Source organism: Arthrobacter sp. AIWTK1, assembly GCF_056680535.1.
On sequence record NZ_CM155287.1, the window covers coordinates 147,036 to 167,042 of the forward strand.

General features: G+C 66.7%; 16 protein-coding genes. 6 read left to right on the forward strand and 10 right to left on the reverse strand.

The features are described 5' to 3' along the window. The first annotated feature begins 499 nt into the window (after positions 1–499). Complete coding sequence (locus AC1MDG_RS00775) at positions 500–1,363, forward strand: HAD family hydrolase (protein WP_390247739.1); 864 nt, start codon at positions 500–502, stop codon at positions 1,361–1,363. A 34-nt stretch (positions 1,364–1,397) separates the two neighbouring features. Here AC1MDG_RS00775 and AC1MDG_RS00780 read toward each other — a convergent pair whose 3' ends face one another. The 6 genes from AC1MDG_RS00780 to AC1MDG_RS00805 all read right to left on the reverse strand — a co-directional run bounded on the left by AC1MDG_RS00780 (position 1,398) and on the right by AC1MDG_RS00805 (position 8,249). Next, entirely contained in the window at positions 1,398–3,161 is a 1,764-nt protein-coding gene (locus AC1MDG_RS00780) for a beta-galactosidase (RefSeq protein ID WP_479806867.1), read from the reverse strand. 35 nt (positions 3,162–3,196) lie between these two features. Next, positions 3,197–3,898: a DUF624 domain-containing protein gene (locus tag AC1MDG_RS00785; protein ID WP_479806868.1), complete on the reverse strand. Its 702-nt coding sequence runs from the start codon at positions 3,896–3,898 to the stop codon at positions 3,197–3,199. A 5-nt stretch (positions 3,899–3,903) separates the two neighbouring features. Further along, a complete protein-coding gene (locus AC1MDG_RS00790; RefSeq protein WP_479806869.1) occupies positions 3,904–4,845 on the reverse strand; it encodes a carbohydrate ABC transporter permease in 942 nt (313 codons plus the stop codon). After that, positions 4,845–5,771, reverse strand: coding sequence for a carbohydrate ABC transporter permease (locus AC1MDG_RS00795; protein ID WP_479806870.1), 927 nt, complete (start codon positions 5,769–5,771; stop codon positions 4,845–4,847). The genes AC1MDG_RS00790 and AC1MDG_RS00795 overlap by 1 nt, the downstream gene beginning before the upstream one ends. 117 nt (positions 5,772–5,888) lie before the next feature. After that, positions 5,889–7,169, reverse strand: a complete 1,281-nt coding sequence (locus tag AC1MDG_RS00800; protein WP_479806871.1) for an ABC transporter substrate-binding protein — start codon at positions 7,167–7,169, stop codon at positions 5,889–5,891. 66 nt (positions 7,170–7,235) lie between these two features. Continuing rightward, a complete protein-coding gene (locus AC1MDG_RS00805; protein ID WP_479806872.1) occupies positions 7,236–8,249 on the reverse strand; it encodes a hydroxyacid dehydrogenase in 1,014 nt (337 codons plus the stop codon). A gap of 166 nt (positions 8,250–8,415) precedes the next feature. Between AC1MDG_RS00805 and AC1MDG_RS00810 the strand changes: the two genes are divergently transcribed. From AC1MDG_RS00810 to AC1MDG_RS00825, 4 genes are read left to right on the forward strand one after another with little or no spacing between them, the layout of a single operon-like run. Then, a complete protein-coding gene (locus tag AC1MDG_RS00810) occupies positions 8,416–10,410 on the forward strand; it encodes a heparinase (RefSeq protein WP_479806873.1) in 1,995 nt (664 codons plus the stop codon). Continuing rightward, positions 10,400–11,551, forward strand: coding sequence for a LacI family DNA-binding transcriptional regulator (locus AC1MDG_RS00815; RefSeq protein ID WP_479806874.1), 1,152 nt, complete (start codon positions 10,400–10,402; stop codon positions 11,549–11,551). The genes AC1MDG_RS00810 and AC1MDG_RS00815 overlap by 11 nt, the downstream gene beginning before the upstream one ends. Next, positions 11,548–12,246 (forward strand): ThuA domain-containing protein, encoded by a 699-nt coding sequence (locus AC1MDG_RS00820; protein ID WP_479806875.1) that lies wholly within the window; start codon positions 11,548–11,550, stop codon positions 12,244–12,246. Before AC1MDG_RS00815 ends, AC1MDG_RS00820 begins: the two co-directional genes overlap by 4 nt. Positions 12,247–12,268: 22 nt before the next feature. Beyond that, positions 12,269–14,194 carry a DUF2264 domain-containing protein gene (locus tag AC1MDG_RS00825; RefSeq protein WP_479806876.1) on the forward strand — a complete coding sequence of 642 codons (1,926 nt, stop codon included), beginning with the start codon at positions 12,269–12,271 and terminating at the stop codon, positions 14,192–14,194. 44 nt (positions 14,195–14,238) lie between these two features. On the opposite strand, the gene AC1MDG_RS00830 is transcribed toward AC1MDG_RS00825, so the two are convergent. Together AC1MDG_RS00830 and AC1MDG_RS00835 are read right to left on the reverse strand one after the other, a co-directional pair. Then, on the reverse strand, positions 14,239–14,838 hold the full coding sequence (locus tag AC1MDG_RS00830; protein ID WP_479806877.1) for a hypothetical protein: 600 nt from the start codon (positions 14,836–14,838) through the stop codon (positions 14,239–14,241). A gap of 6 nt (positions 14,839–14,844) precedes the next feature. Beyond that, positions 14,845–15,150: a hypothetical protein gene (locus AC1MDG_RS00835; protein WP_479806878.1), complete on the reverse strand. Its 306-nt coding sequence runs from the start codon at positions 15,148–15,150 to the stop codon at positions 14,845–14,847. A 254-nt stretch (positions 15,151–15,404) separates the two neighbouring features. Between AC1MDG_RS00835 and AC1MDG_RS00840 the strand changes: the two genes are divergently transcribed. Continuing rightward, complete coding sequence (locus AC1MDG_RS00840) at positions 15,405–17,840, forward strand: phosphoketolase family protein (protein ID WP_479806879.1); 2,436 nt, start codon at positions 15,405–15,407, stop codon at positions 17,838–17,840. Between the two features lie 5 nt (positions 17,841–17,845). Here AC1MDG_RS00840 and AC1MDG_RS00845 read toward each other — a convergent pair whose 3' ends face one another. Both AC1MDG_RS00845 and AC1MDG_RS00850 read right to left on the reverse strand, forming a co-directional pair. Beyond that, positions 17,846–18,598 carry a DUF429 domain-containing protein gene (locus tag AC1MDG_RS00845; RefSeq protein WP_479806880.1) on the reverse strand — a complete coding sequence of 251 codons (753 nt, stop codon included), beginning with the start codon at positions 18,596–18,598 and terminating at the stop codon, positions 17,846–17,848. A 2-nt stretch (positions 18,599–18,600) separates the two neighbouring features. Further along, entirely contained in the window at positions 18,601–19,941 is a 1,341-nt protein-coding gene (locus tag AC1MDG_RS00850; RefSeq protein ID WP_479806881.1) for a carboxylesterase family protein, read from the reverse strand. Positions 19,942–20,007: the final 66 nt, after the last annotated feature.

Here is a 20,007-nt window from a genome sequence, read left to right on the forward strand (position 1 = left end):
GGATCACTGGAGGCCACCGCCCCAATTGTGGCCCCATACCGTTGCCAGGGCTTGAGGGCGAGCCATGCGGACTTGTTGTAATAGACCCCGAATCTTACCCGCACCAACTCGCCCTTTTTATAGGCGCGGCTCAGGCTCCTGCTGTTTCCCGTGAGGGCACGTCTCCGGCTGGCAAGAATGAGCATCGGGGGAGCGGAATTCATGCTCCCATGCTGGAGCGGCCATCCCCGCTCATCCAGACGCGCGTGCCCCGATGTGGATAAGTCCAGTCAACTCCCTTAGGAATGGACGACTCCTTGTGGAACGCCGAGGGGAGTTGACCATGCAGCGGGGGCATCTGCCGGGCTTCGGAGCGGGCACCGTCCTGGCAGCCGGGCCGCGGGGTGACCAAGCGGTAAACACCCACAGTGTGGACAAACTGTGGGTGTTTACCACAAGTTCATGGCCGCTGTGGCGTGCGTCCTAGCGGCGCGTCCGGGGCGTCTGCTGTACTAGGTGAATGACAACATTGACTGAAACCTCAGTCGCTGGCAACGACGACCAGCGAAACAACGGCCAGAACGACCCCGCCCAGAAGCTCATGGTGGCCCTGGACGTCGACGGCACCCTCGTCAACCATGACGGCCACATGTCGGCTCCCGTGCGTGAAGCGGCCCAAGCGGTTGTGGCCGCCGGCCACGAAGTTCTCATCGCCACCGGCCGATCCCTGAATGCCACCCTGCCCATCATCGAGCAGATCGGGATCGACACGGGCTACGCGGTGTGCTGCAACGGCGGCGTGACCCTCCGGCTCGATCCGGCCCACCCCGACGGCTACGAAGTCATCCGCAAAGCCACGTTCGATCCGGGCCCGGCGCTCCGCGCCCTCCGCAAGCGGCTTCCCATGGCCAAGTACGCGCTGGAGGATGAGCACGGCAACTTCCTTTCCACCGAGCGCTTCCAGGACGCAAGCTTTGGCGTCGAGGCAATCGGCGTGGACTTCCAGACAATGCTGGATGCCACCGCTGTGCGCGTTGTGGTGTTCAGTTCAGAGAATACGTCCGAGGAATTCAACGAGGCCATCAAGCACATCGGCCTCTCCGGCGTCACGTATTCGGTTGGGTGGACCGCCTGGCTGGACATCGCCGCCGAAGGGGTGACCAAGGCCAGCGCCCTGGAACACCTCCGCGGGCACCTGAGCATCGAGTCGCACCTCACGGTGGCGATCGGCGACGGCCGCAACGACATCGAGATGCTCACCTGGGCCGGCCGCGGCGTCGCCATGGGCCAGGCTCCCGACGAAGTGCTTGCCGTTGCGGACGAGGTCACCATGTCCGTCCACGACGACGGCGCCGCGCACGTTCTCCGCAGCCTGCTTTCCTAAGTAGCTGCTTCCCTAGCGGCAGGTTGCGCCGGTTCTACTTCTGTTCCGCTCCCAGATTGGGCCCGACGGCGAACCGCACCTCGCGCGTCGCGCTTCCGTGCAGTTCCAGGACGGCGAGCTGGTTGGTGCCTTCGCGGATCAAGGGTCCCGGAACGTAGAGCGTGCGCTGGGGACCGCGGCTCCAGTAGCGGCCAAGGTTGAAACCGTTGATGAAGGCAACACCCTTGGTCCAGCCGTCCAGGCGCACGAACCGGTCGCCGGGACCATCGGCCTCGAACGACGCAAACGACAGCGACGGGCCCGGCACTCCGGCCACAGTGTTGCCCTGCGCCGGCAGTTCCTGTGCCGCATCCCTCAAGGACTCCAGATCGCCGACGTCGACATGCCGGATCTGCCAGCCCTTCACTTCGACGCCGTTCAGCAGCGCCGGCCCGATCAGCCCCTTGGCCTCGCCGATCCGCTCGCCGTAATTGACCCTGCCCTGGTCCTCCAGCAGGACCCGTAGGCGCCCGCCGCCGGGCAGGGTGATGGCGCTCTCGCCGAGGTCGCGGCTCAGGACGCCCACGGGAACGCCAGCCAGGAAGAACTGGGCCCGGTCCCTGACCTCCTCGAAGGACAGGACGCCTCCGTGGGCAATGTCCACCTCGTAGAGGAAGAAGCCGCGATATCGCCCGGTGGCCTCTGCAGTAGGCACCGGACCGGGCACCGTGGACGCGGAACCGAGGAAGGGCGCGATGTCCGGGAGCGACGCCGACGTCCGCACGGAAACAACCGATGCGGGCGCCTCCGGACGGAGCTCCGGGACCTCCACCGGCACGGGGAAGTGCTTCGCGATGACGTCCCGGAACGCAAAATACTTGGCGGTGGGGTGGCCGTCCTCGGCGAGCGGTGCGTCGTAGTCGTATGAGGTGATGGTCGGTTCGTAGATGCCTTTGTCGTTGGCGCCGTTGGTGAAGCCGAAGTTGGTGCCGCCATGGAACATGTAGATGTTCACCGAAGCCCCTGCGGTCAGGAGCGCGTCGAGTTCGGCGGCGGAGGCGGCGGCGTCGGTGGTGTGGTGGTGGGTGCCCCAGTTGTCGAACCAGCCGTTCCAGAACTCGGCGCACATGAGCGGCCCGGCGGGCTGCCGTTCGCGAAGGAACGCCAGACGCTCAGCAGAACGCGAACCGAAGGTGCCGGTCTTGTGCAGCCCGGGCAGTGAGCCGTTCTCGATCATGGTGCCGAAGGGCTGGTCGCAGGTGAACAGCGGAACGTCCACGCCCTCGCGCTTTACGAGGTCCACCAGGTGCTGCAGGTACGCCTTGTCGTTGCCGTAGGCGCCGTACTCGTTCTCTATCTGGACCATGATCACCGGCCCGCCGCGGCTGATCTGCCGCTCCGCGACTATCGGCAGGAGGGCTTCGAAATAGGAGTCGACGGCGGCGAGGTAGCCGGGCTCGCTGCTGCGGACACCGACGCTGGGATCGGTGAAGAGCCATGCCGGCAGTCCGCCGTTGTCCCACTCCGCGCAGATGAACGGGCCCGGCCGGACAATGGCGCGCATGCCTTCGGCCGCGATCAGGTCCAGGAACCGGCCCAGGTCCAGCGGCCCCTCCGTCAGGAAGGTGCCCGGCACAGGCGAATGCTCATTCCACGGCACGTATGTCTCGATGGTGTTCAGCCCCATGAGGCGGGCCTTGCGGATCCGGTCCGCCCACAAGTCAGGGTGGACCCGGAAATAGTGAATGGATCCGGAGAGGACGCGGAAGGGTTCATCGTTCAGGAGGAAGTCCTGATCGCCGATGACAAAAGTGTCCAAGGAAGTTCCTAACGGAGGTGCTGCGCGCAGCGGTGCTAAGGGGAGTGCAGCGCGGCGTGGAATGCGTACGAGGCGTTGCTCCAGACCACGAACAGCAGCGGCGCGGGCGCCAGGGCAATGCCGAGCACGGGCTGCAGGACAGCGGCCGAGACGATGATACCCAGCAGGACCAGCATGGCCACGCTCAGGTACCAGCGCTGCGCGACCAGGTAGAGGGATGCCTTGAGGATGCTTTTCAGCCTTGCCTCGGGCAAAAGTACGACGCCGGCAACCGCCGTCACCGTCAGGCTCACCGTCACAGCGGCCGCGACGACAATCAGCGGTACCAGCACGGCTGCTGCCGGCATGGACTGGACGATGACCAGGTCCACGCCGAGGAACATCAGCACGGCAACCGCACTCAGGCCGAGCGGTGCGGCCCGCCGGAAATTGCGCTTGTATCCGCGAAGGAAGGCGGCAACCGGCTTGACCGCGGCGCCGTCGTCGTTCAATGAGCGCAAGGCGGCGAAGATGCCGGCGAGCGACGGGGCCACGGTGACCGTGAGGGCCAGGAAGAACGGCCAGGCGGCCGCAGGATCGGCCACGAGCGCGAGGCAGAGCACCAACGGTGCGTTGGCCACGGCCAGCAGGACGTTCCCGGCCAGGAAGGTGTAAATGAATCCGAAGATGCTCCCGAAGGTTTCGAATCCCGGGCCGGCCCACCGGCGTCGCTGCTCCGGCGCAACCTGTTCACGCACAGCCGTCATCCTTTCATTCCGCTCGTTGCGATGCCCTGGATGAAGTAGCGCTGGCCAAGCAGGAAGATGATGAGGATCGGGATGACGGAGATCACGGATCCGGTCATGATCATGGCGTACTCGGCGTCGAACTGGCCCACGAAGGAGCGCAGTCCCAGCTGGACGGTCCAGAGGCGGTTGCTGGTGAGGTAGATGAACGGGCCCATGTAGTCGTTCCATGTGTTGACGAAGGTCAGCAGCGCCAGGCTGGCCAGGGCCGGCTTGGACAGGGGCAGGATCACGCGTGCCCAGATGCCGTACTCGCTGAGGCCGTCGATGCGGGCTGCTTCGCAGAGCTCATCCGGGATGGTCATGTAGTACTGGCGCATCAGGAACACCCCGAAGGCGCCGAATGCCTGCAGGAGAATGAGGGCGTTGAAGCTGTTGGTCAGTCCCAGCTGCTGCATCATGATGTACTGCGGCACCATGTAGGCCTGCCACGGCACGGCGATGGTGCCGATGTAGGCCAGGAACAGGACATCCCGGCCCGGGAAGCGGACCTTGGAGAAGCCGTAGGCCGCCAGCGACCCCGTCAGCACCTGCAGGCAGGTGATGATCACGGCAAGGTACAGCGAGTTCTGCAGGTAGCCCAGCATGGGGATGCGGGTCCAGATGTCCGTGTAGTTGCTCCACACGAACTCGCTGGGGATCCACTGGATAGGAACGGTGAGGACCTGGTTGTTTTCCTTCAGCGAGGAGGAAATCATCCAGAAGAACGGCACCAGGAGCGCCATAACCAGCACCACGAGCACGCCGTAGATGATGACATTGGCGGTCCGCTTCTTCTGTTCGCGCGTGGAGCGCTTGCGCTGTGAAGCGCGGCGGTCTTCCGGGCTAATTGCCCCGCCCCTCAACGGTACCCCGCCTGTGAGATCAGGGGCTTTGAGGTCTTCGGCCATGTTGGTCATCAGCGTTCCCTCCGCTGTTGGATCTTGAATTGCAGGACGGTGACCGTCAGGACGATGAGGAACAGGACCAGGGAGATGGCCGACGAGTAGCCGAACTTCCCTTCGCCGATGCCTTCTTGGTAGATCAGCTGGGACAGTACCGTGGTGGAACGTCCGGGACCGCCGTTGGTCATGACCACGATCAGGTCGAACACCTTGAAGCTGGAGACGGTCAGCATGACCACCACGAAAAAGGTGGTGGGCCGCAGTGAGGGGATGGTGACGTTCCAGAAGCGTTGCCAGGCGCTGGCGCCGTCCACTTCGGCGGCTTCATACAGCTCGGTGGGGATGGCCTGCAGGCCGGCTAAATACAGGACCATGTAGTAGCCCATGTCGCGCCAGACGCTGGTAATGATGACGGCCGGGAGGGCCCAGTCGGAGCTGGACGTCCAGCCGGGGGCCTCGGCGATGCCGATCGCATGCAGGAACTGGTTGATGGGGCCGCTGTCCGGACTGAACAGCATGTTCCAGACGACGGCGACTGCCACCAGCGAGGTGATGTAAGGGAAGAAGATGGCCACGCGGAAGAAGCCGATGCCCCTGAGCTTGCGGTTCAGCAGCATCGCCAGGACCAGGGCGAGGGCCATGGTGAGGGGGACGTGGCCGAGTGCGTAGACAACGGTGTTGCGCAGGGCCACCCAGAACGAGTCGCTGGCGAACATCCGCTGGAAGTTGGCCAGGCCCACCCACTTGGGCGCACTGAACGAGGTCCATTCCATGAAGGAGAGAGCGAAGGCGGCCAGGACGGGGATGAGGGTGAAGGCCAGGAAGCCGAGGAAGTTCGGAAGGATGAAGGTCCAGCCGATCAGCGTGTTGCGCCTGGCCTGCTTCCTGTTGCCGCGGCTGTGCACGGGGGCGGGAGCCTGGGTGATTGTGTCTGTAGTCATGATGACCGCTCCCGGGGGCCGGGGCGTTCCTCCATTTCAGGATCCGGAAAGTTCAGGTCCGGTTCCGGTGCCTCGTCCTGGGACGTGGCACCGGAACCGGGAGGTGTCACTGGAGCGCTATTGCCCCAGGACTTCGCTCTTGACGCGCTTGCCCATCTCGGCGATGCCATCGGTGATGGAGCGCTCGCCGACCATGATGAGGTCGTGCTCCTGGTTGAGGATCTTGTCCGTGGCTGCGGACTTGTCGCTCACCGGCATTTCAAGGGCGGTCTGGTCCGGCGTGAAGGCCTTCTTGGAGAGCTCGTCGGTGGGCAGGCCTTCCAGCTTGAAGTACTCCGCCGTGACGGCGTCGTTCTTCAAGGCCGGCACAACACCGATCTTGGAGATGGCCTTCGCGCCTTCCTCGCCGGCTGCCCACTCGATGAACTTCTTGGCTTCATCGGAGTGCGCTGCGTTCTTGTTCACAGCGAAAGCAGTGGGGGAACCGAACGTTGTGACCTTGCCGTCGGCGTCCTTCTGCGGCAGTGGAGCCAAGCCCCAGTTGACGTTGGTTTTGCCGTCCTTCTTGGCCTGGAGGATGCCGGCGATGTACCAGGTGCCCATGGGCATCATGGCGGCCTGACCGGATTCGAACATGGTGCGGTAGCTGGTCTTCTGGCTCTTCGCGGTGCCGAAGTCCAAGGTGGCACCGGACTTCTGGAGGTCCAGCGCAGTGTTGTACTGGTGCTCGAAGAAGCCGTAGTCGCCGCTGATCTGGTCGCCACCGTTCTGTGCCGCCGCGATCGCCTGGACCACCGAACGCCAGATGTGGTGGTACGTGCCGTAGACCTTCTTGCCGTCGGCAGTGGTGGTGAGCTTCTTGGCGAGCTCAGAGTACTTCTCCCACGTGAGGTCCTTGGGCTCTTCCACGCCCGCGGCCTTCAATAGGTCCTTGTTGTAGTACAGCAGCCAGAAGTCCTGCCGGTACGGAGCGGCGAAGTACTTGCCGTCCAGATCGAAGGCGTCCAGGCCTGCAAGGTTGTCCTTGCCGACTTTGTCCACCACGCTGTTGATCTCCTGCAGCTGGCCGTTGCTGGCGTAGCGGGAGTAATCGATGACGTTCTTCATGGTGAGGACGTCGGTGGTGTCGCCGCCGGCAAGCATGGTGGTGACCTTTTGCGGGTAGTCGTCCGCCAGGATGTCCACGGGTTCAATGTCGACGTCGGGATGGGCCGCTTCGTAGCCGTCAAAGAGTGCCTTGAACTCCGGAGTGCCCTCGTAGTTCCAGACCGAAACCGTCAGCCGGGTCCTGCCTTCGGCCGCCTGAGGTTCCGCGGGGCCGGCGGCACCGGCGCAGCCGGTAAGGCCGAGCCCTGCAGTCACCGCCAGTGCGATCCCGGCGAGGGTTGTGCGCTTCATTGCGTTCTCCTTAGTAGGGGTTAAAGTTTGCCGCACATGCGGCTGTCATGAGGTGGGGAGGGGTGCCTAGGCGCTGAGGCCGAGGTCTTCGTGCATTACCTGGGCCACAAGGTCCTTGCCGGCGAGGTACCGTTCAAGGTCGTCCAGCGCTGCATCCGACATCCTCCGTGTTTCGGTGCCCAGGGAGCCTGCGATGTGCGGAGTGATGATCACGTTGGGGAGGTCGTACAGCACGGAGTCCGCGGGCAGGGGCTCGGGTTCGGTGACGTCAAGCAGGGCGGTGATGCGTCCCGTGGCGCACTCGGCTTCGAGTGCTTTGGTATCAAGGAGTGATCCGCGGGCGGTGTTGATGAGCGTCGCGTGGTCCTTCATGGCGCGAAGCTCCCGGGTGCTGATCATGTTGCGTGTTTCCGGCAGCGCCGGCGCGTGGATGGTGACGACGTCGGACACGGGCAGGAGTTCTTCAAGCGCCACCAGCCTGCCGCCCGCCGCCGCTACCTCGATGGGATCGGCGTAGGGATCGCTGACCAGGCAGGTGACGTCCTGGAGTTGCTGGACCAGTTGGACCACCCTGCGGCCGATGCGTGAGAAGCCGATGACGCCCACCACACGGCCGATGTTTCCGAGCTCGCCCCGTTTCGTGGCGTAGCGCCAGTCATCTCGGCAGGCCCGGGCATCGTTGGCGAGGACATGGGCCTTCTTACCGGCCAGGATGATCGATGCGAACGTGAATTCGGCAACGGGGATCGCGTTGGCATCTGCGCCGTTGGTCACCAGGATGCCCCGGTCCCACAGTTCTTCGCTGACGAAGCCCCGGACCGTTCCTGCGCAGTGGAAGACAGCGCGCAGCTTGGGCATGCGCGCCAGCCGCTCTGCGCTAAGGCGCGGTACTCCCCAGCTGGTAAGGAGGATTTCAACGTCCTCCAGACGTCCTGCGAGTTCAGGTGCGTCAAGGGAATCCGTCCACGGCTGGCCGCCGAGGTCCACCAGTCTTGCCAGCCGGTCCAGCCGTGTGGAGTCAAACTGGTCAGCAAAGGTTCCGCTATTCATGACCAGCAGTGCCAGGGGCTTGAGCGACATTGAGGGGATCCTCCCTTCGAGTTCTTGGCCGGCCTGCCCGGCCGGTGATTTATGTGTTGCATCACATCTAATAATCAGTACATACTCATAAACAAGACAATTCATTCAACCCAATCGAACTTGATCCCAAACGATCAGACTCGAACAAGCGAGGGAAGAATCTAGTATGGCAACATCCGTCGGCAGCGCAGCCGTGGAAGCGCCGCCCCGGTCCCGCAGGCACCCGCTACGCGCCGCATGGGGCAGCAAGGCTGACGCCGCTGCGCTGATCGAGGCGCTGAATGGTTCGAGGCTGCGCCTCACCGTCCGTCCCGCGGCCGACGCCGCGTGGCAGATCGCTGCGTCCCGCCCGCGGGGGCAGTTGGCTGCAAGGGCGCACGGCGAAAAGGGGAGCCCCTGGCCCCAGCCGCTTGTGTCCCAGTACGCGCGATATTTCCGCGATGGAAACCGCACGGCCTATGAAGGGCTGGTGGCGGCCCGGCAGCAGCGGTTGACCCGCGCCGTGGTGATGGCTGCTACTTCTGCCGAGCGTGACTGGCTGGATGAGGCGATCGACGGGGCGTACCTGCTGTGCGAGCAGAGTTCCTGGAGCTGGGCCGCGCACGACGACGTCAACAGCCACGCCGGGGAGGTTGTCCCGGACCCTTCCCGCCCTTACGTTGACCTCGGCGCAGGGGAGGTTGCGGCGCAGCTGGCCTGGCTGGACCTGGTGCTTGGCGAATGGCTGGATGAGCGGGCACCCGGACTGCGGAAGCGTCTGCGGTACGAGACGCACCACCGCGTGATCCGGCCTTTCCTGGACCGGCTCGACTGGCACTGGCTCGGCCTCGACGGGGATGTCCATAACTGGAACCCGTGGATCCACTCGAACATCATCGTCGCCGCGCTGCTCCTGGAGGATGATCCCGATCTGCAGGCCCGCACCATCGCGCGGTGCATCGAGGGCCTTGACCGCTTCTTCGCCTCCATCCCGGACGACGGCGCCATCGACGAGGGCTTCGCCTACTGGTGGAACGGCGCGGGCCGGGCGCTGGAAGGGCTCGCCGTCTTGGAGCAAGCCACCGGTGGCATGCTCGACGCCGACCTCCCGGTCATCCGTGCGCTGGCCGCATTCCCGCACCGCATGCACCTCGGCCACCGGTGGTTCCTCAATGTCGCCGACGGTCCGGCACGCGCAGCCGACGGTCTGCCGTGGGACATGCTGCACTGCTGGGCCGTGCGGCTGGGCGACACGGAAGCCGCGCAGCACGCTGCTGCCTTCGCCGGCACAGAACCCGATGCGACGGCGGGACTCGGCCGGGTGCTGCACTCGCTGCTGGCGCCCGCGCCGGAGGCCGGCGATAAGCACCCGACGGAGCCGCCACTGACGGCCTTCGCCTACCTTCCGTCCGTGCAGATCATGGTGGCCCGGCAAACTCCGGGCACCGCGTCCGGACTGACCCTGGCAGCCAAGGGCGGCCACAACGGCGAACACCACAACCACCGCGACGTCGGCTCGGTAGTGGTGGCCGTCGACGGTGTGCCGTTGCTTGTGGACGCCGGCCAGCCCACCTACACCGCCCGGACGTTCGGACCCGACCGCTACGAAATCCGGGCCATGCAAAGCGCCTGGCATAGTGTCCCGGCGCCGTTTGGGCTGGAGCAGGGGACCGGGAAGGAGTTCGCCGCGACCGTCCTCCAGGAGCCCACGGCGGAGGAACCGGCACTCGCCCTCGGACTCGGCGCCGCCTACGGACTCGGCCAGGCCGAACAATGGATCCGCACTTCGCTTCTCAACCGGAAACACGGCACGGTTGTCATCGACGATCGCTGGAACCTGCCTGGAACGCCGCCGGGAGGGCGTCCGCCGGAAGGAACGGACGACGTCGACATCACCTACCTTGTGGCCGGAACCCTTAGCGTCGGCACCGACGCCACCGCAACAGTCATGCCGCACGGCATTCCAGCGGGCGGCATGGCGGCCCGAAGTGGAGGCCGGGGCGTCCGGTTGCGCTGGAAGCCGGCCACCGCCGTCGTACTGGTGGACGAATGGCCCCTAGACGATCCGCTGCTGGGGGACGTTTGGGGCGAAAAACTGACCCGCCTGCGGTTCCGCATGCCCGCCGAAACCCGCGCCTCCGGCGCATTCACCCTCACTGTGGAGTCAACGAATGAGTACTGAACCAGGCCCGGAAGCGGGCGGCAAGTCCCTGTTCTCGCTGCAGCGCCGTGAGCGGCTCATGGAGGAACTCCGGGCCCACGGGGCCATCACGGTCCGTGGCATCGCCGCGAAACTGGGTGTCAGCGAACTGACCATCCGGCGTGACGTGAACATCCTTGCGGACGAAGGACTGGTGTCCCGCGTGCACGGCGGCGCCACGCTGCCCAGCCCGCTGGACCGATCCGCGACGGCGGGCCGGCCGTCGTCGCACAGCTACTCCATCGGCATGGTGGTCCCGTCCCTGGACTACTACTGGCCGCAGGTCATCAGCGGCGCCCGCGCGGAAGCCGAGGAGCAGAACCTGAGGATCCTGGTCCGCGGTTCCGCCTACGACGCCGCCGACAACCGCCGGCAGGTGCAGGCCCTACTTGACACCCAGAACATCGACGGGCTGATTGTGGCCCCGGACATGACCGGCGAACGCGGCCAGGAGCTGCTTCGCTGGCTGAACGCGCTGCGCATTCCGGTGGTGCTGGCAGAGCGCCGTTCGCCCGGTGACATTCCGGCCCACCGCCTCGAGTGGGTTGCCACTGACCACGCGTTCGGCGCCGGCATGGCGGTCCGGCACCTGTGGCAGGAGGGCCACCGGCAGATCGGCTGCCTTACCGATTCCTCCAGTCCCACCAGCCCGCACGTGGTGCGGGGGTGGCGGCAGGCCCTGAAAGCCCTGAAGATCCCGCTGGAATGCTCCATCCACGAGGATTCGGCCCAGCTGGTGAACGGCGACCGCACGGCGCACTTCGACCACGTCCTTGAGCTCTGCAAGAAGACGGGGACCACGGCCATGCTGGTCCATTCGGACACCCAGGCGGTGGCGTTCGTGCAGCACTGCGTGGACAGGGGACTGCAGGTGCCCGGGGACATGGCGATCGTAGGGTACGACGACGAAGTGGCCTATCTTGCCGAGCCCGCCATCTCCGCCGTGCGGCCGCCCAAGCAGTACGTGGGAAAGGTTGCCGTCCAGCTCATGGCCGCGCGCCTGGCGGAGGGGAGGATGAGGCCGGTACACCGCATTGAGCTGAACCCGGAGCTGATCCTTCGCGAGTCGTCGGTCGGGGCGCCCCGCGTTCCTGCCGCAGGTGTGCTCCAGGACTCCCTGTGACAGCGGCTGTGGCTGCACCGCGGGCGCTGGTGTTGAGCGGCGCGGGGCGGTACGCGGATCCCTGGCACGCCTTCACGGACACCTCCGCGGCACTGGCGGAGCTCCTCCGGGAGGCCCGCCTCGGCGTCGAGACAGCCGACGACGTCGACGCCGCCTTGGCGGGGCTGGCCGGCCCGACAGGGTCATCCCCTTCGGACCTTCCTGACCTGTTGGTGGTGAACGTCGGCCTTCCGCGTGATGGCCTGCCCTCGCCCGGAACGCCGGAAGCTTTGGCCGGCCTGCGGCGCTGGCTGGCGGACGGCAGGCCCATGCTGGTGAGCCACGCCAGCTCCACCAGCTTCCTGGACTTCCCGGAATGGGCGGAAGCGCTGGGTGGGCGTTGGATCCGCGGCACGTCCATGCACCCTGACTACGGCCCCGCAGCGATTCGCGTGCGGACGGAATCCGGAGACCTGGGTGAAGGCATCACGGACTTTGAGCTGATGGATGAGCGTTACAGCTACCTGCGGACGGCGCCTGCCATCAACATCCATGCCACCCAGACCCACGACGGCCTCGAGCACCCGGTGATGTGGTCCCTGGACCGGGGACCGGGCCGGACGTTCTACGACGCCCTGGGCCACGATGCCGCCTCCTACGAATCCCCCGAGCACCGCGAGCTCCTTTTGCGCGCCATTGCGTGGCTCACCGCGTAGCCTCCACGACCCCAAGGAACCCATGCCCTTCACAGCGACTCCTGCTGCCTTGACCCTGCCCGCATTGGACCGCTCGCTTTCGCCGCACACCGGCCTGACCCGCGAGCATTGGTGCGCCTACGCCGACTTCCTGCTCCGCTCCGCCCACCGCTACGGCAGCGAAGACCACGCGAACCTCCGGCTGCCTGGTGCCAACAGCGCCTACGGCCCGCGCAGCGATTCGCTGGAAGCGTTCGCCCGGACCTTCCTTCTGGCGTCCTTCCGGATGGCCGGCGACCCCGAGGGGACCGGCTGGATTGCGGACTGGTACGCCCGTGGGCTCGACGCCGGGACGAACCCCGCCAATGCGGACCGCTGGCCTACGCCCGGGGAACTCGGTCAGGCCAAGGTGGAGGCGGCCTCGCTGGCGGTCGGGCTGGCTTTGACCCGCGACGTGCTGTGGGACAAACTCCCGCAGCGGGTCCAGGAACAACTGATCGCCTGGTTCGAGACGGTCATCGGAGAGGAATACCCGCCCATCAACTGGGTGTGGTTCCAGATTGTGGTGGAGACGTTCCTGGCCAGCGTGGGAGGACGATATTCGGAGGCGGACATCGACGCCGGGCTGGCCATCCATGATTCCCTGTATCGCGGCCACGGCTGGTTTGCCGACGGCGGGGAGCGCGCCTATGACCACTACGTCGGCTGGGCTTTCCAGGTTTACCCGCAGCTCTGGGCGCTCATGGCCCCGGATGATCCGCGGGTGCGCGCCCGGAAAAAGCTTGATGGAGAGCGGCTCGCTGACTTCCTCGACGACGCCGCATGCCTTGTCGGGGGCAACGGTGCGCCGCTGATCCAGGGACGCAGCCTCATTTACCGCTTCGCCGCCGCCGCGCCTTTCTGGGCGGGCGAGCTTTCGGGTTACACCCGGCTGGCGCCCGGGATGAGCCGGCGGGCCGCTTCCGGGATGCTGGACTATTTCGCCCGCCGCGGGGCGATTAACGGGGACGGCCTGCTCTCCATCGGCTGGCACGGCGAATTTCCCGGCATGAGGCAGTCCTATTCGGGCGCCGGCTCACCTTACTGGGCCGCCAAGGGCTTCCTCGGGCTGGCCCTGCCTGCGGACCACCGGGTGTGGACCGCGGTCGAGGAGCCTCTCCCCGTCGAAGCCGGCGATATCCAGCGGCTCATCACCGCCCCGGGATGGCAGGTGGACGGAACGGCCGCGGACGGCGTAGTGCGCATCCGGAACCACGGAACTGACCACGCCAATCCCGGTATCGAGGCGGCGGACTCACCGCTTTACGCTCGCCTCGGATACTCCACCCATACCTTCCCGGACCTTGAACCGGAATCCCTGGACAACGCCGTTGTGCTGGTGGACAGCGAGGGCCGCCTCACGCACCGCACAGGCTTCGAACACCTCGGCCAGAGGGACCTCGGCGGAGTCCTCGCCGGGGCATCCCGCGCCGTCGTCAACTGGATTGCGGTTGATCCCGACGGCGGGCCTGACCACGGCAGCGGCGCCGCCGGCACTGCCACCCGGGGACCGGAGGTCACCGTGGTGTCGCTGACACGGGGAGCGGTGGAGCTGCGGCTGGTCCGCGTCCGCGGCACGGCCGCCGACGCAGACGCCACGCTCCGGATCGGCGGCTGGCCGGTGGATGCCGCGGCCTCCGTGACCTTCGGGCTTCGTCCCCTCACGGGGTGGGGTTCCCCGCTGGAGGACGCCGGAACCTGGCACCGTGAGGCTCCGCATCCGATGGGGGAGTGCCTGGCCATTCCGTGGGTTGGTACGTCGGGGCCGGTGGCGGACGGCGACTACGCCGCCGTCGTCGGGCTTGGTGGAAAAGGTTCGGACCAGGCCCTGGACGGTGCCCGCCTGACCGACGGGGGACGGCGTTTCGAGTTCGCGGACGGCACCTTGGTTGACCTTGACGCCGTGTGGGCGGAGTTCACCGCACCATAAATTTCACAGCATGGCATAAATGGCACGGCGCGGACGGAACCGGCTCAGCGGACCTCGAGGATCAGTTGGAGCAGCCGGGCCGCTGCCGGGCGGGCCGCGTGTTCCTCGTTCCACTGGGCCCTGGCCACGGCCTTGCTGACGGCCTGGGTGGTGATGCCAAGCTCCTGGGCCACAGCCTTCTGCTGGCCCCGCACACCGGGCGTCAGCAGGTCCAGGACACGCCACTCTGCCGCGCTGCGCTCGTGCACAATGTGGCCGAGGAGCTTCAGGACGGCCTCAGCCTCCGCGGCGAGATCGGCGAACGGGCCGTCAACAGCAACGGGGACGCGGTCCTTGCCGTTCCGCATGCGGTCCACGGCGCGGCGGGCGTAGACCAGGCCGTGCCCGGTAGCGTCCTTGATCTGGTTGGGCAGCGGTTCGTTCACGGGACCCACGCCGATTCCCACGAACCAACTGCCGCAGCGAAGGGCGATCAGGGCTGCCTCCACCGCCTGGTGCGGAAACTCGACGATGCCCTGGACCTCGTCCTCAACTGACCGGTCGAAGTCAAGGCGCGCCGGGATGTGCCGCAGGTCCTTGAGCAACTGCGGCACCCGGTCGCCGTCGCGCCGGCTGTCCGTTTGGTTGATGGTCAGCGTGAACATGGTGGATCACAGAATACCCGGTGGCCGTCCTTCCGGGCCTACCACTGCGCGGACGTCCACGGCCGTGAACTTCGCGTCAAAGGTGTCCCCGCTGCCGCCTCCGAGTGCGGAGGCGAACGCCATCAGCATGTAGGCGGGCGCGAACGACCAGCCGACGGCGCGCCATCCGCCGAGCCAGGCGCCCGACGGCGCGCCATCCGCCGAGCCAGGCGCCCGACGGCGCGCCATCCGCCGAGCCAGGCGCCCGACGGCGCGCCATCCGCCGAGCCAGGCGCCCGACGTCGTGCCGTCCGCGATCCTGACAGAACGCATCCCGGCTGCCGCGTCACCCAGGCTGCCAACCGCACCGCCGATCATGCCGTAGCCGAAGAGGACCAGGAGTCACACGGCCGCCAGGGCTGAAAAAACAGCCAGTCGCTGTATAGCAATGCCAGCGACAGCGAGCCCAAGGCAATATTCTGGACCGAGGAGTTCAGCACTGCCCGTAGGTTGTGCCCGTGCCGTGAAGATGTTGCGATGGGGGAGGACGCTGCCGACGGCGGCATTGACGGAAACGGAGGACCGCCATGGCCAACGCGCCCGGTGGGGACATAGTCAGTGACACCACACCAAGTGATGCCAAGACTTTCGCAGGCGACAGCAGCGAATTGGCTCTCGTGGACCGCTGGTGGCGGGCGGCCAACTACCTGTCTGTGGGTCAGATCTACCTTCGCTCCAACCCGCTGCTGCGGGAACCCCTCCACGCTGAGGACACCAAATCCAGGCTCCTGGGCCACTGGGGCACCACGCCCGGACTCAACTTCGTCTACGCCCACCTCAACCGGGTCATCCGGCGGGACCGGCAGGAGATGCTGTTCATCGCCGGGCCCGGCCACGGCGGTCCCGCGGTGGTGGCCAACGCCTGGCTGGAGGGCACCTACTCGGAGATCTACAGCAACGTGGGAAACGACGAACCGGGGCTCGCAGAACTCTTCCGCCAGTTTTCCTACCCGGGCGGCATCCCCAGCCACGCCGCGCCCGAAACGCCGGGATCCATCAGCGAGGGCGGCGAACTCGGATACTCGCTGGCACACGCTTACGGGTCCGTCTTCGACAATCCCAACCTGATTACCGCCGTCGTGATCGGTGACGGCGAGGCCGAAACCGGGCCGCTCGCGGCCAGCTGGCACTCGCACAACTTCCTGGACCCCGTGGCTGACGGCGCCGTGCTGCCCATCCTGCACCTGAACGGCTACAAGATCGCCAACCCCACCGTCCTGGCCCGGATGCCGGAAGCCCAGCTCGAACAACTGCTCCGCGGCTACGGCCACACACCACACTTCGTCACCGTGACGGACCCGGACGATGTCGAGGGGGCCCACAGCGACTTCGCCGCAGCCGTTGACACCTGCCTTGCCGAAATCCGCGCCATCCAGGCGGAGCGCCGCGCCGCCGGGGTCCCGTCTGCAAACGACGCAGGCGCCGCCCAGTGGCCGATGATTGTGCTTCGTTCACCCAAAGGCTGGACCGGCCCCAAAAAGGTGGACGGCAAGCAGGTGGAAGGCACGTGGCGGAGCCATCAGGTGCCGCTGTCCGAGGTCCGCACCAACCCGGAGCACCTGGCCCAGCTGGAAGCCTGGCTCCAGTCCTACCGGCCCGAAGAGCTCTTCGACGGCGACGGCCGTCTCCGGCCCGACGTCGCTGAAAACGCTCCCAAGGGGGAGCTGCGAATGAGTGCCACGCCGTATGCCAACGGCGGCATCCTGCTGCGCGACCTCAAACTGCCTGACTACCGCAAGCACGCCGTCGAGGTGCCCCGGCCGGGAGTTGAGCGGGTCAGCGCCATGATCACTCTCGGCGGCTGGATGCGGGACCTCATTGCCCAAAACCCGGAGACTTTCCGGCTTTTCGGCCCCGACGAGACTGCTTCCAACCGCCTGCAGGACGTCTACGACGTCACGGACAAAGTGTGGCAGTACCGGATCGACGACGTCGACGAGCACCTTGCGCGCGCCGGCCGCGTGATGGAGGTGCTCAGTGAGCACCTGTGCCAGGGCTGGCTGGAAGGCTACCTCCTGACCGGCCGGCACGGTGTGTTCAGCTGCTATGAGGCCTTCATCCACATTGTCGATTCCATGTTCAACCAGCACGCCAAGTGGCTCAAGGTCCACCGTGAGCTCGCCTGGCGCCAGCCGGTCGCGTCGTTGAACTACGTGCTTTCATCGCACGTCTGGCAGCAGGACCACAACGGCTTCTCGCACCAGGACCCCGGCTTCATCGACCACGCAGTGAACAAGAAGGCCGAGGTCATCCGCGTCTACCTGCCGCCGGACGCCAACACGCTGCTTTCCGTCATGGAGCACTGCCTCGGGTCCAGGGACTACGTCAATATCGTGGTCAGCGGCAAGCAGCCCTCACCCACCTGGCTGGGGCCGGCCGACGCCGCACACCACTGCCAGCGGGGCCTGGGCATCTGGGAATTCGCCGGATCCGAGGTGCCTGGAGAGGAACCGGACGTGGTGCTTGCCTGCGCCGGCGATGTTCCCACCGTGGAAACCGTCGCAGCCGCCGAACTGCTCAAGAAGGGTGCGCCCGGACTGAAGATCCGCGTGGTCAACGTGGTGGACCTGATGCGCCTCCAGGACGCCAGCGAACACCCGCACGGCCTGACCTCGCGGGACTTTGACGGCATCTTCACTGCGGACAAGCCCGTCATCTTCGCCTACCACGGCTACCCGTCCCTGATCCACCGGCTGGCGTACCGGCGGACCAACCAGGAAGGCCTGCACGTCCGGGGATACAAGGAAGAAGGGACCACCACCACGGCGTTCGACATGGCCATGCTCAACGGCATCGACCGCTTCCAGCTGGCCATAGATGCCATCGACCGGGTTCCCGGCCTGGCCGAGCGGCACTCCCTGCTGCGCCAGTCGTTGCAGGACAGCCGCATCCGTGCGCACAACCACACGCGCAGCCACGGCGAAGACCAGGCCGAGATCAGTGACTGGTCGCTCGGCGGGTAATCCCGTTACCCGGTGAGGGCTGCGAGAGGGCCGGACGGCACGTGGATCCAGCCTTCCGTGAGGGCCGCCGCGGCGTGGTCCTCCGGCGGCGCGAGAGTCTGGCCCAGGCCGGCCGCTCGGGCGGTGAGGGAGGCGATGACGGCGTCGAACATGTCGTCAGAAGCCAGGAGGGCATCACGGTATCCGGCCAGGTCCAGCCAGGGGGCGGCTTGGACCAGGCTGTCCACGATGAGGGCCAGCCGCTCCGCCTCCGGGGTTCCTCGCCCTTTGTAGCCGCGGGCGTGGATTCCCCAGAGTTTCAGCGAAGCCGCCGGGTAGACCTCCGCCAGCCGGCCGGAGCCGTCCCTGGCCTGCGGTCCGCGGTCCCGGGCGATCTTGGCCTGGATGACCGCGCAGCGCATGGCAGGGTGGGCCAGCCGGTCCGCGGAGACGCTGAGCGGGATCAGGCCTGTGGCGCGGGTGACGAACCGGTCGGTGTCCCGGTAGGCCAGTAACCGGCGGCCCTCGATGCCGTCGTGGTCCAGCACCGGGCGGGCGTCGAAGTTCAGGTGCCCGGCAAGGAAAGGCAGGAAGGCGTCCGGCCAGCCCACGGGGCAGTCGATGCCCGTCATGTCGGTGCCGCCGAACTGCTCCACGATCTCCTCGTCAGTGACGTTCAGGGAGAGGTGGACCAGCCGTGCGCCTCCGTCCGCCCACTCGATCACCGCCGCCGCGGTTTTCCTGGTGGCCGCCGCGAGGTCCACGCCCAGGGTCTTCACGGTCAGACCGAGCGGTAGCGGAGTGCGCCGGGAAGCTCTCCCCGGTCGCCGAGGCCTTCCCCGGAGGCGAACCGGGCCCAGACGGCGCGGACGGCCCGGCCCTGGGCATTGATCTCGTCCCAGGTGGCGCCGGCGACAAGACCTGCCGCTGCCCAGGTCTGCTGGTCGCCGAACAGCAGCGGCAGGTCAACAGTGTGGGCGGCGCCGAAGAAGTTGCCGGGCGCGGCCCAGGTCAGCACGTAGCTGTAGGCTTTTCCACCCGCCCGGGCGTGCCGCCGGGCGAACTTCCGGGCGGACCGGCCGTACACGGCTTCGGTCACGGCCCGACTCATGGCGTTGACGACGGCGGTCCCGACCACCGGAACCCTGGCAAGACGGCTGGCGACGGGGTTGCCCGGCAGGAACATGCGCGCCTCGTCCGCGGTATGGCCGATCAGGACCTCGATGGCGGGGGCGGCCTGGTTCCACGCGGCTTCAATCTCATGTTCCGGAGGCAGGGGCGCGTGTCCGTACTGTGTGCCGAAGGGCATTGCCGCCTTCAGCCCGAACTTCCGGGCCACCTGCGCAACACGCTCTTCAACGGCAACCACGTCCATTGCAGGGGTGTCCTCCGTGACATGTTCGGCTGCGGCGCCCATGGCAGCGCTCATTTTCTCCCGGCCCCTGGTGATGCCAAGGGGCGCGCTCTGGATGATGGCCCGCTGGAACAGCGACGGCGCCTCCGGCGTCGCCATCAGGTGGGCGACGGCGTCCCCGCCTGCTGACTGGCCGAACGCCGTGACGCGTTCCGGATCTCCGCCGAAGGCGCTGATGTTCCGCTGCACCCAGCGGAACGCCTCGAGCTGGTCCAGCAGGCCAAGGTTGGCGGGCCGGCCCGTTCCGGTTGCCAGATATCCGAACAGGCCCAGGCGGTACGTCACGGACACAACGATGATCCGGTTCTCGGCAACCAGCGCCTTCGGGTCGAAGATGGCCAGGTCTCCGGAGCCGGACGTGTAGGACCCGCCATGGAGCCACACCATGACCGGGACGCGTTCGCCGTCGGCGAGGTCTGCCGGAAGGGTGATGGAGAGCCGCTGGCAGTCCTCGCTGCCGGGAAGCTCGCCGTAGCGGGTCCCCAGGATGTCGTCCAGGAACGGCACCGGACCCTGCGGGCATGCGGGCGAGAGCGAGGTGGCTGAGCGAACTTCGGTCCAGTCGGGTGCACTTGCCGGCGGCTGGAAACGGCCAGCTGTGGCGTAGGGGATCCCCGTGGCGCGCACAACGTCGCCGTCCCGCCAGCCGGCGACCGGCCCGCACGGAGGGCTGAAGCGCGGAGGACTAAAGGCAGGGGCGGCGTTCATGACGCAACGATTTCACGGATTCCTGACACACCCCTGAAAACGACGACGGCGGGCGTCGGGTTCCCG

What these genes read in the sequence shown, in the direction of transcription:
- AC1MDG_RS00810 (WP_479806873.1), top strand. Translation starts at nt 8,416, where the DNA reads ATGGCAACATCCGTCGGCAGCGCAGCCGTGGAAGCGCCGCCCCGGTCC.
- AC1MDG_RS00840 (WP_479806879.1), top strand. Translation starts at nt 15,405, where the DNA reads ATGGCCAACGCGCCCGGTGGGGACATAGTCAGTGACACCACACCAAGT.
- AC1MDG_RS00775 (WP_390247739.1), top strand. Translation starts at nt 500, where the DNA reads ATGACAACATTGACTGAAACCTCAGTCGCTGGCAACGACGACCAGCGA.
- AC1MDG_RS00830 (WP_479806877.1), bottom strand. Translation starts at nt 14,838, where the DNA reads ATGTTCACGCTGACCATCAACCAAACGGACAGCCGGCGCGACGGCGAC.
- AC1MDG_RS00825 (WP_479806876.1), top strand. Translation starts at nt 12,269, where the DNA reads ATGCCCTTCACAGCGACTCCTGCTGCCTTGACCCTGCCCGCATTGGAC.
- AC1MDG_RS00790 (WP_479806869.1), bottom strand. Translation starts at nt 4,845, where the DNA reads ATGACCAACATGGCCGAAGACCTCAAAGCCCCTGATCTCACAGGCGGG.
- AC1MDG_RS00795 (WP_479806870.1), bottom strand. Translation starts at nt 5,771, where the DNA reads ATGACTACAGACACAATCACCCAGGCTCCCGCCCCCGTGCACAGCCGC.
- AC1MDG_RS00850 (WP_479806881.1), bottom strand. Translation starts at nt 19,941, where the DNA reads ATGAACGCCGCCCCTGCCTTTAGTCCTCCGCGCTTCAGCCCTCCGTGC.
- AC1MDG_RS00800 (WP_479806871.1), bottom strand. Translation starts at nt 7,169, where the DNA reads ATGAAGCGCACAACCCTCGCCGGGATCGCACTGGCGGTGACTGCAGGG.
- AC1MDG_RS00835 (WP_479806878.1), bottom strand. Translation starts at nt 15,150, where the DNA reads ATGCGTTCTGTCAGGATCGCGGACGGCACGACGTCGGGCGCCTGGCTC.
- AC1MDG_RS00805 (WP_479806872.1), bottom strand. Translation starts at nt 8,249, where the DNA reads ATGTCGCTCAAGCCCCTGGCACTGCTGGTCATGAATAGCGGAACCTTT.
- AC1MDG_RS00815 (WP_479806874.1), top strand. Translation starts at nt 10,400, where the DNA reads ATGAGTACTGAACCAGGCCCGGAAGCGGGCGGCAAGTCCCTGTTCTCG.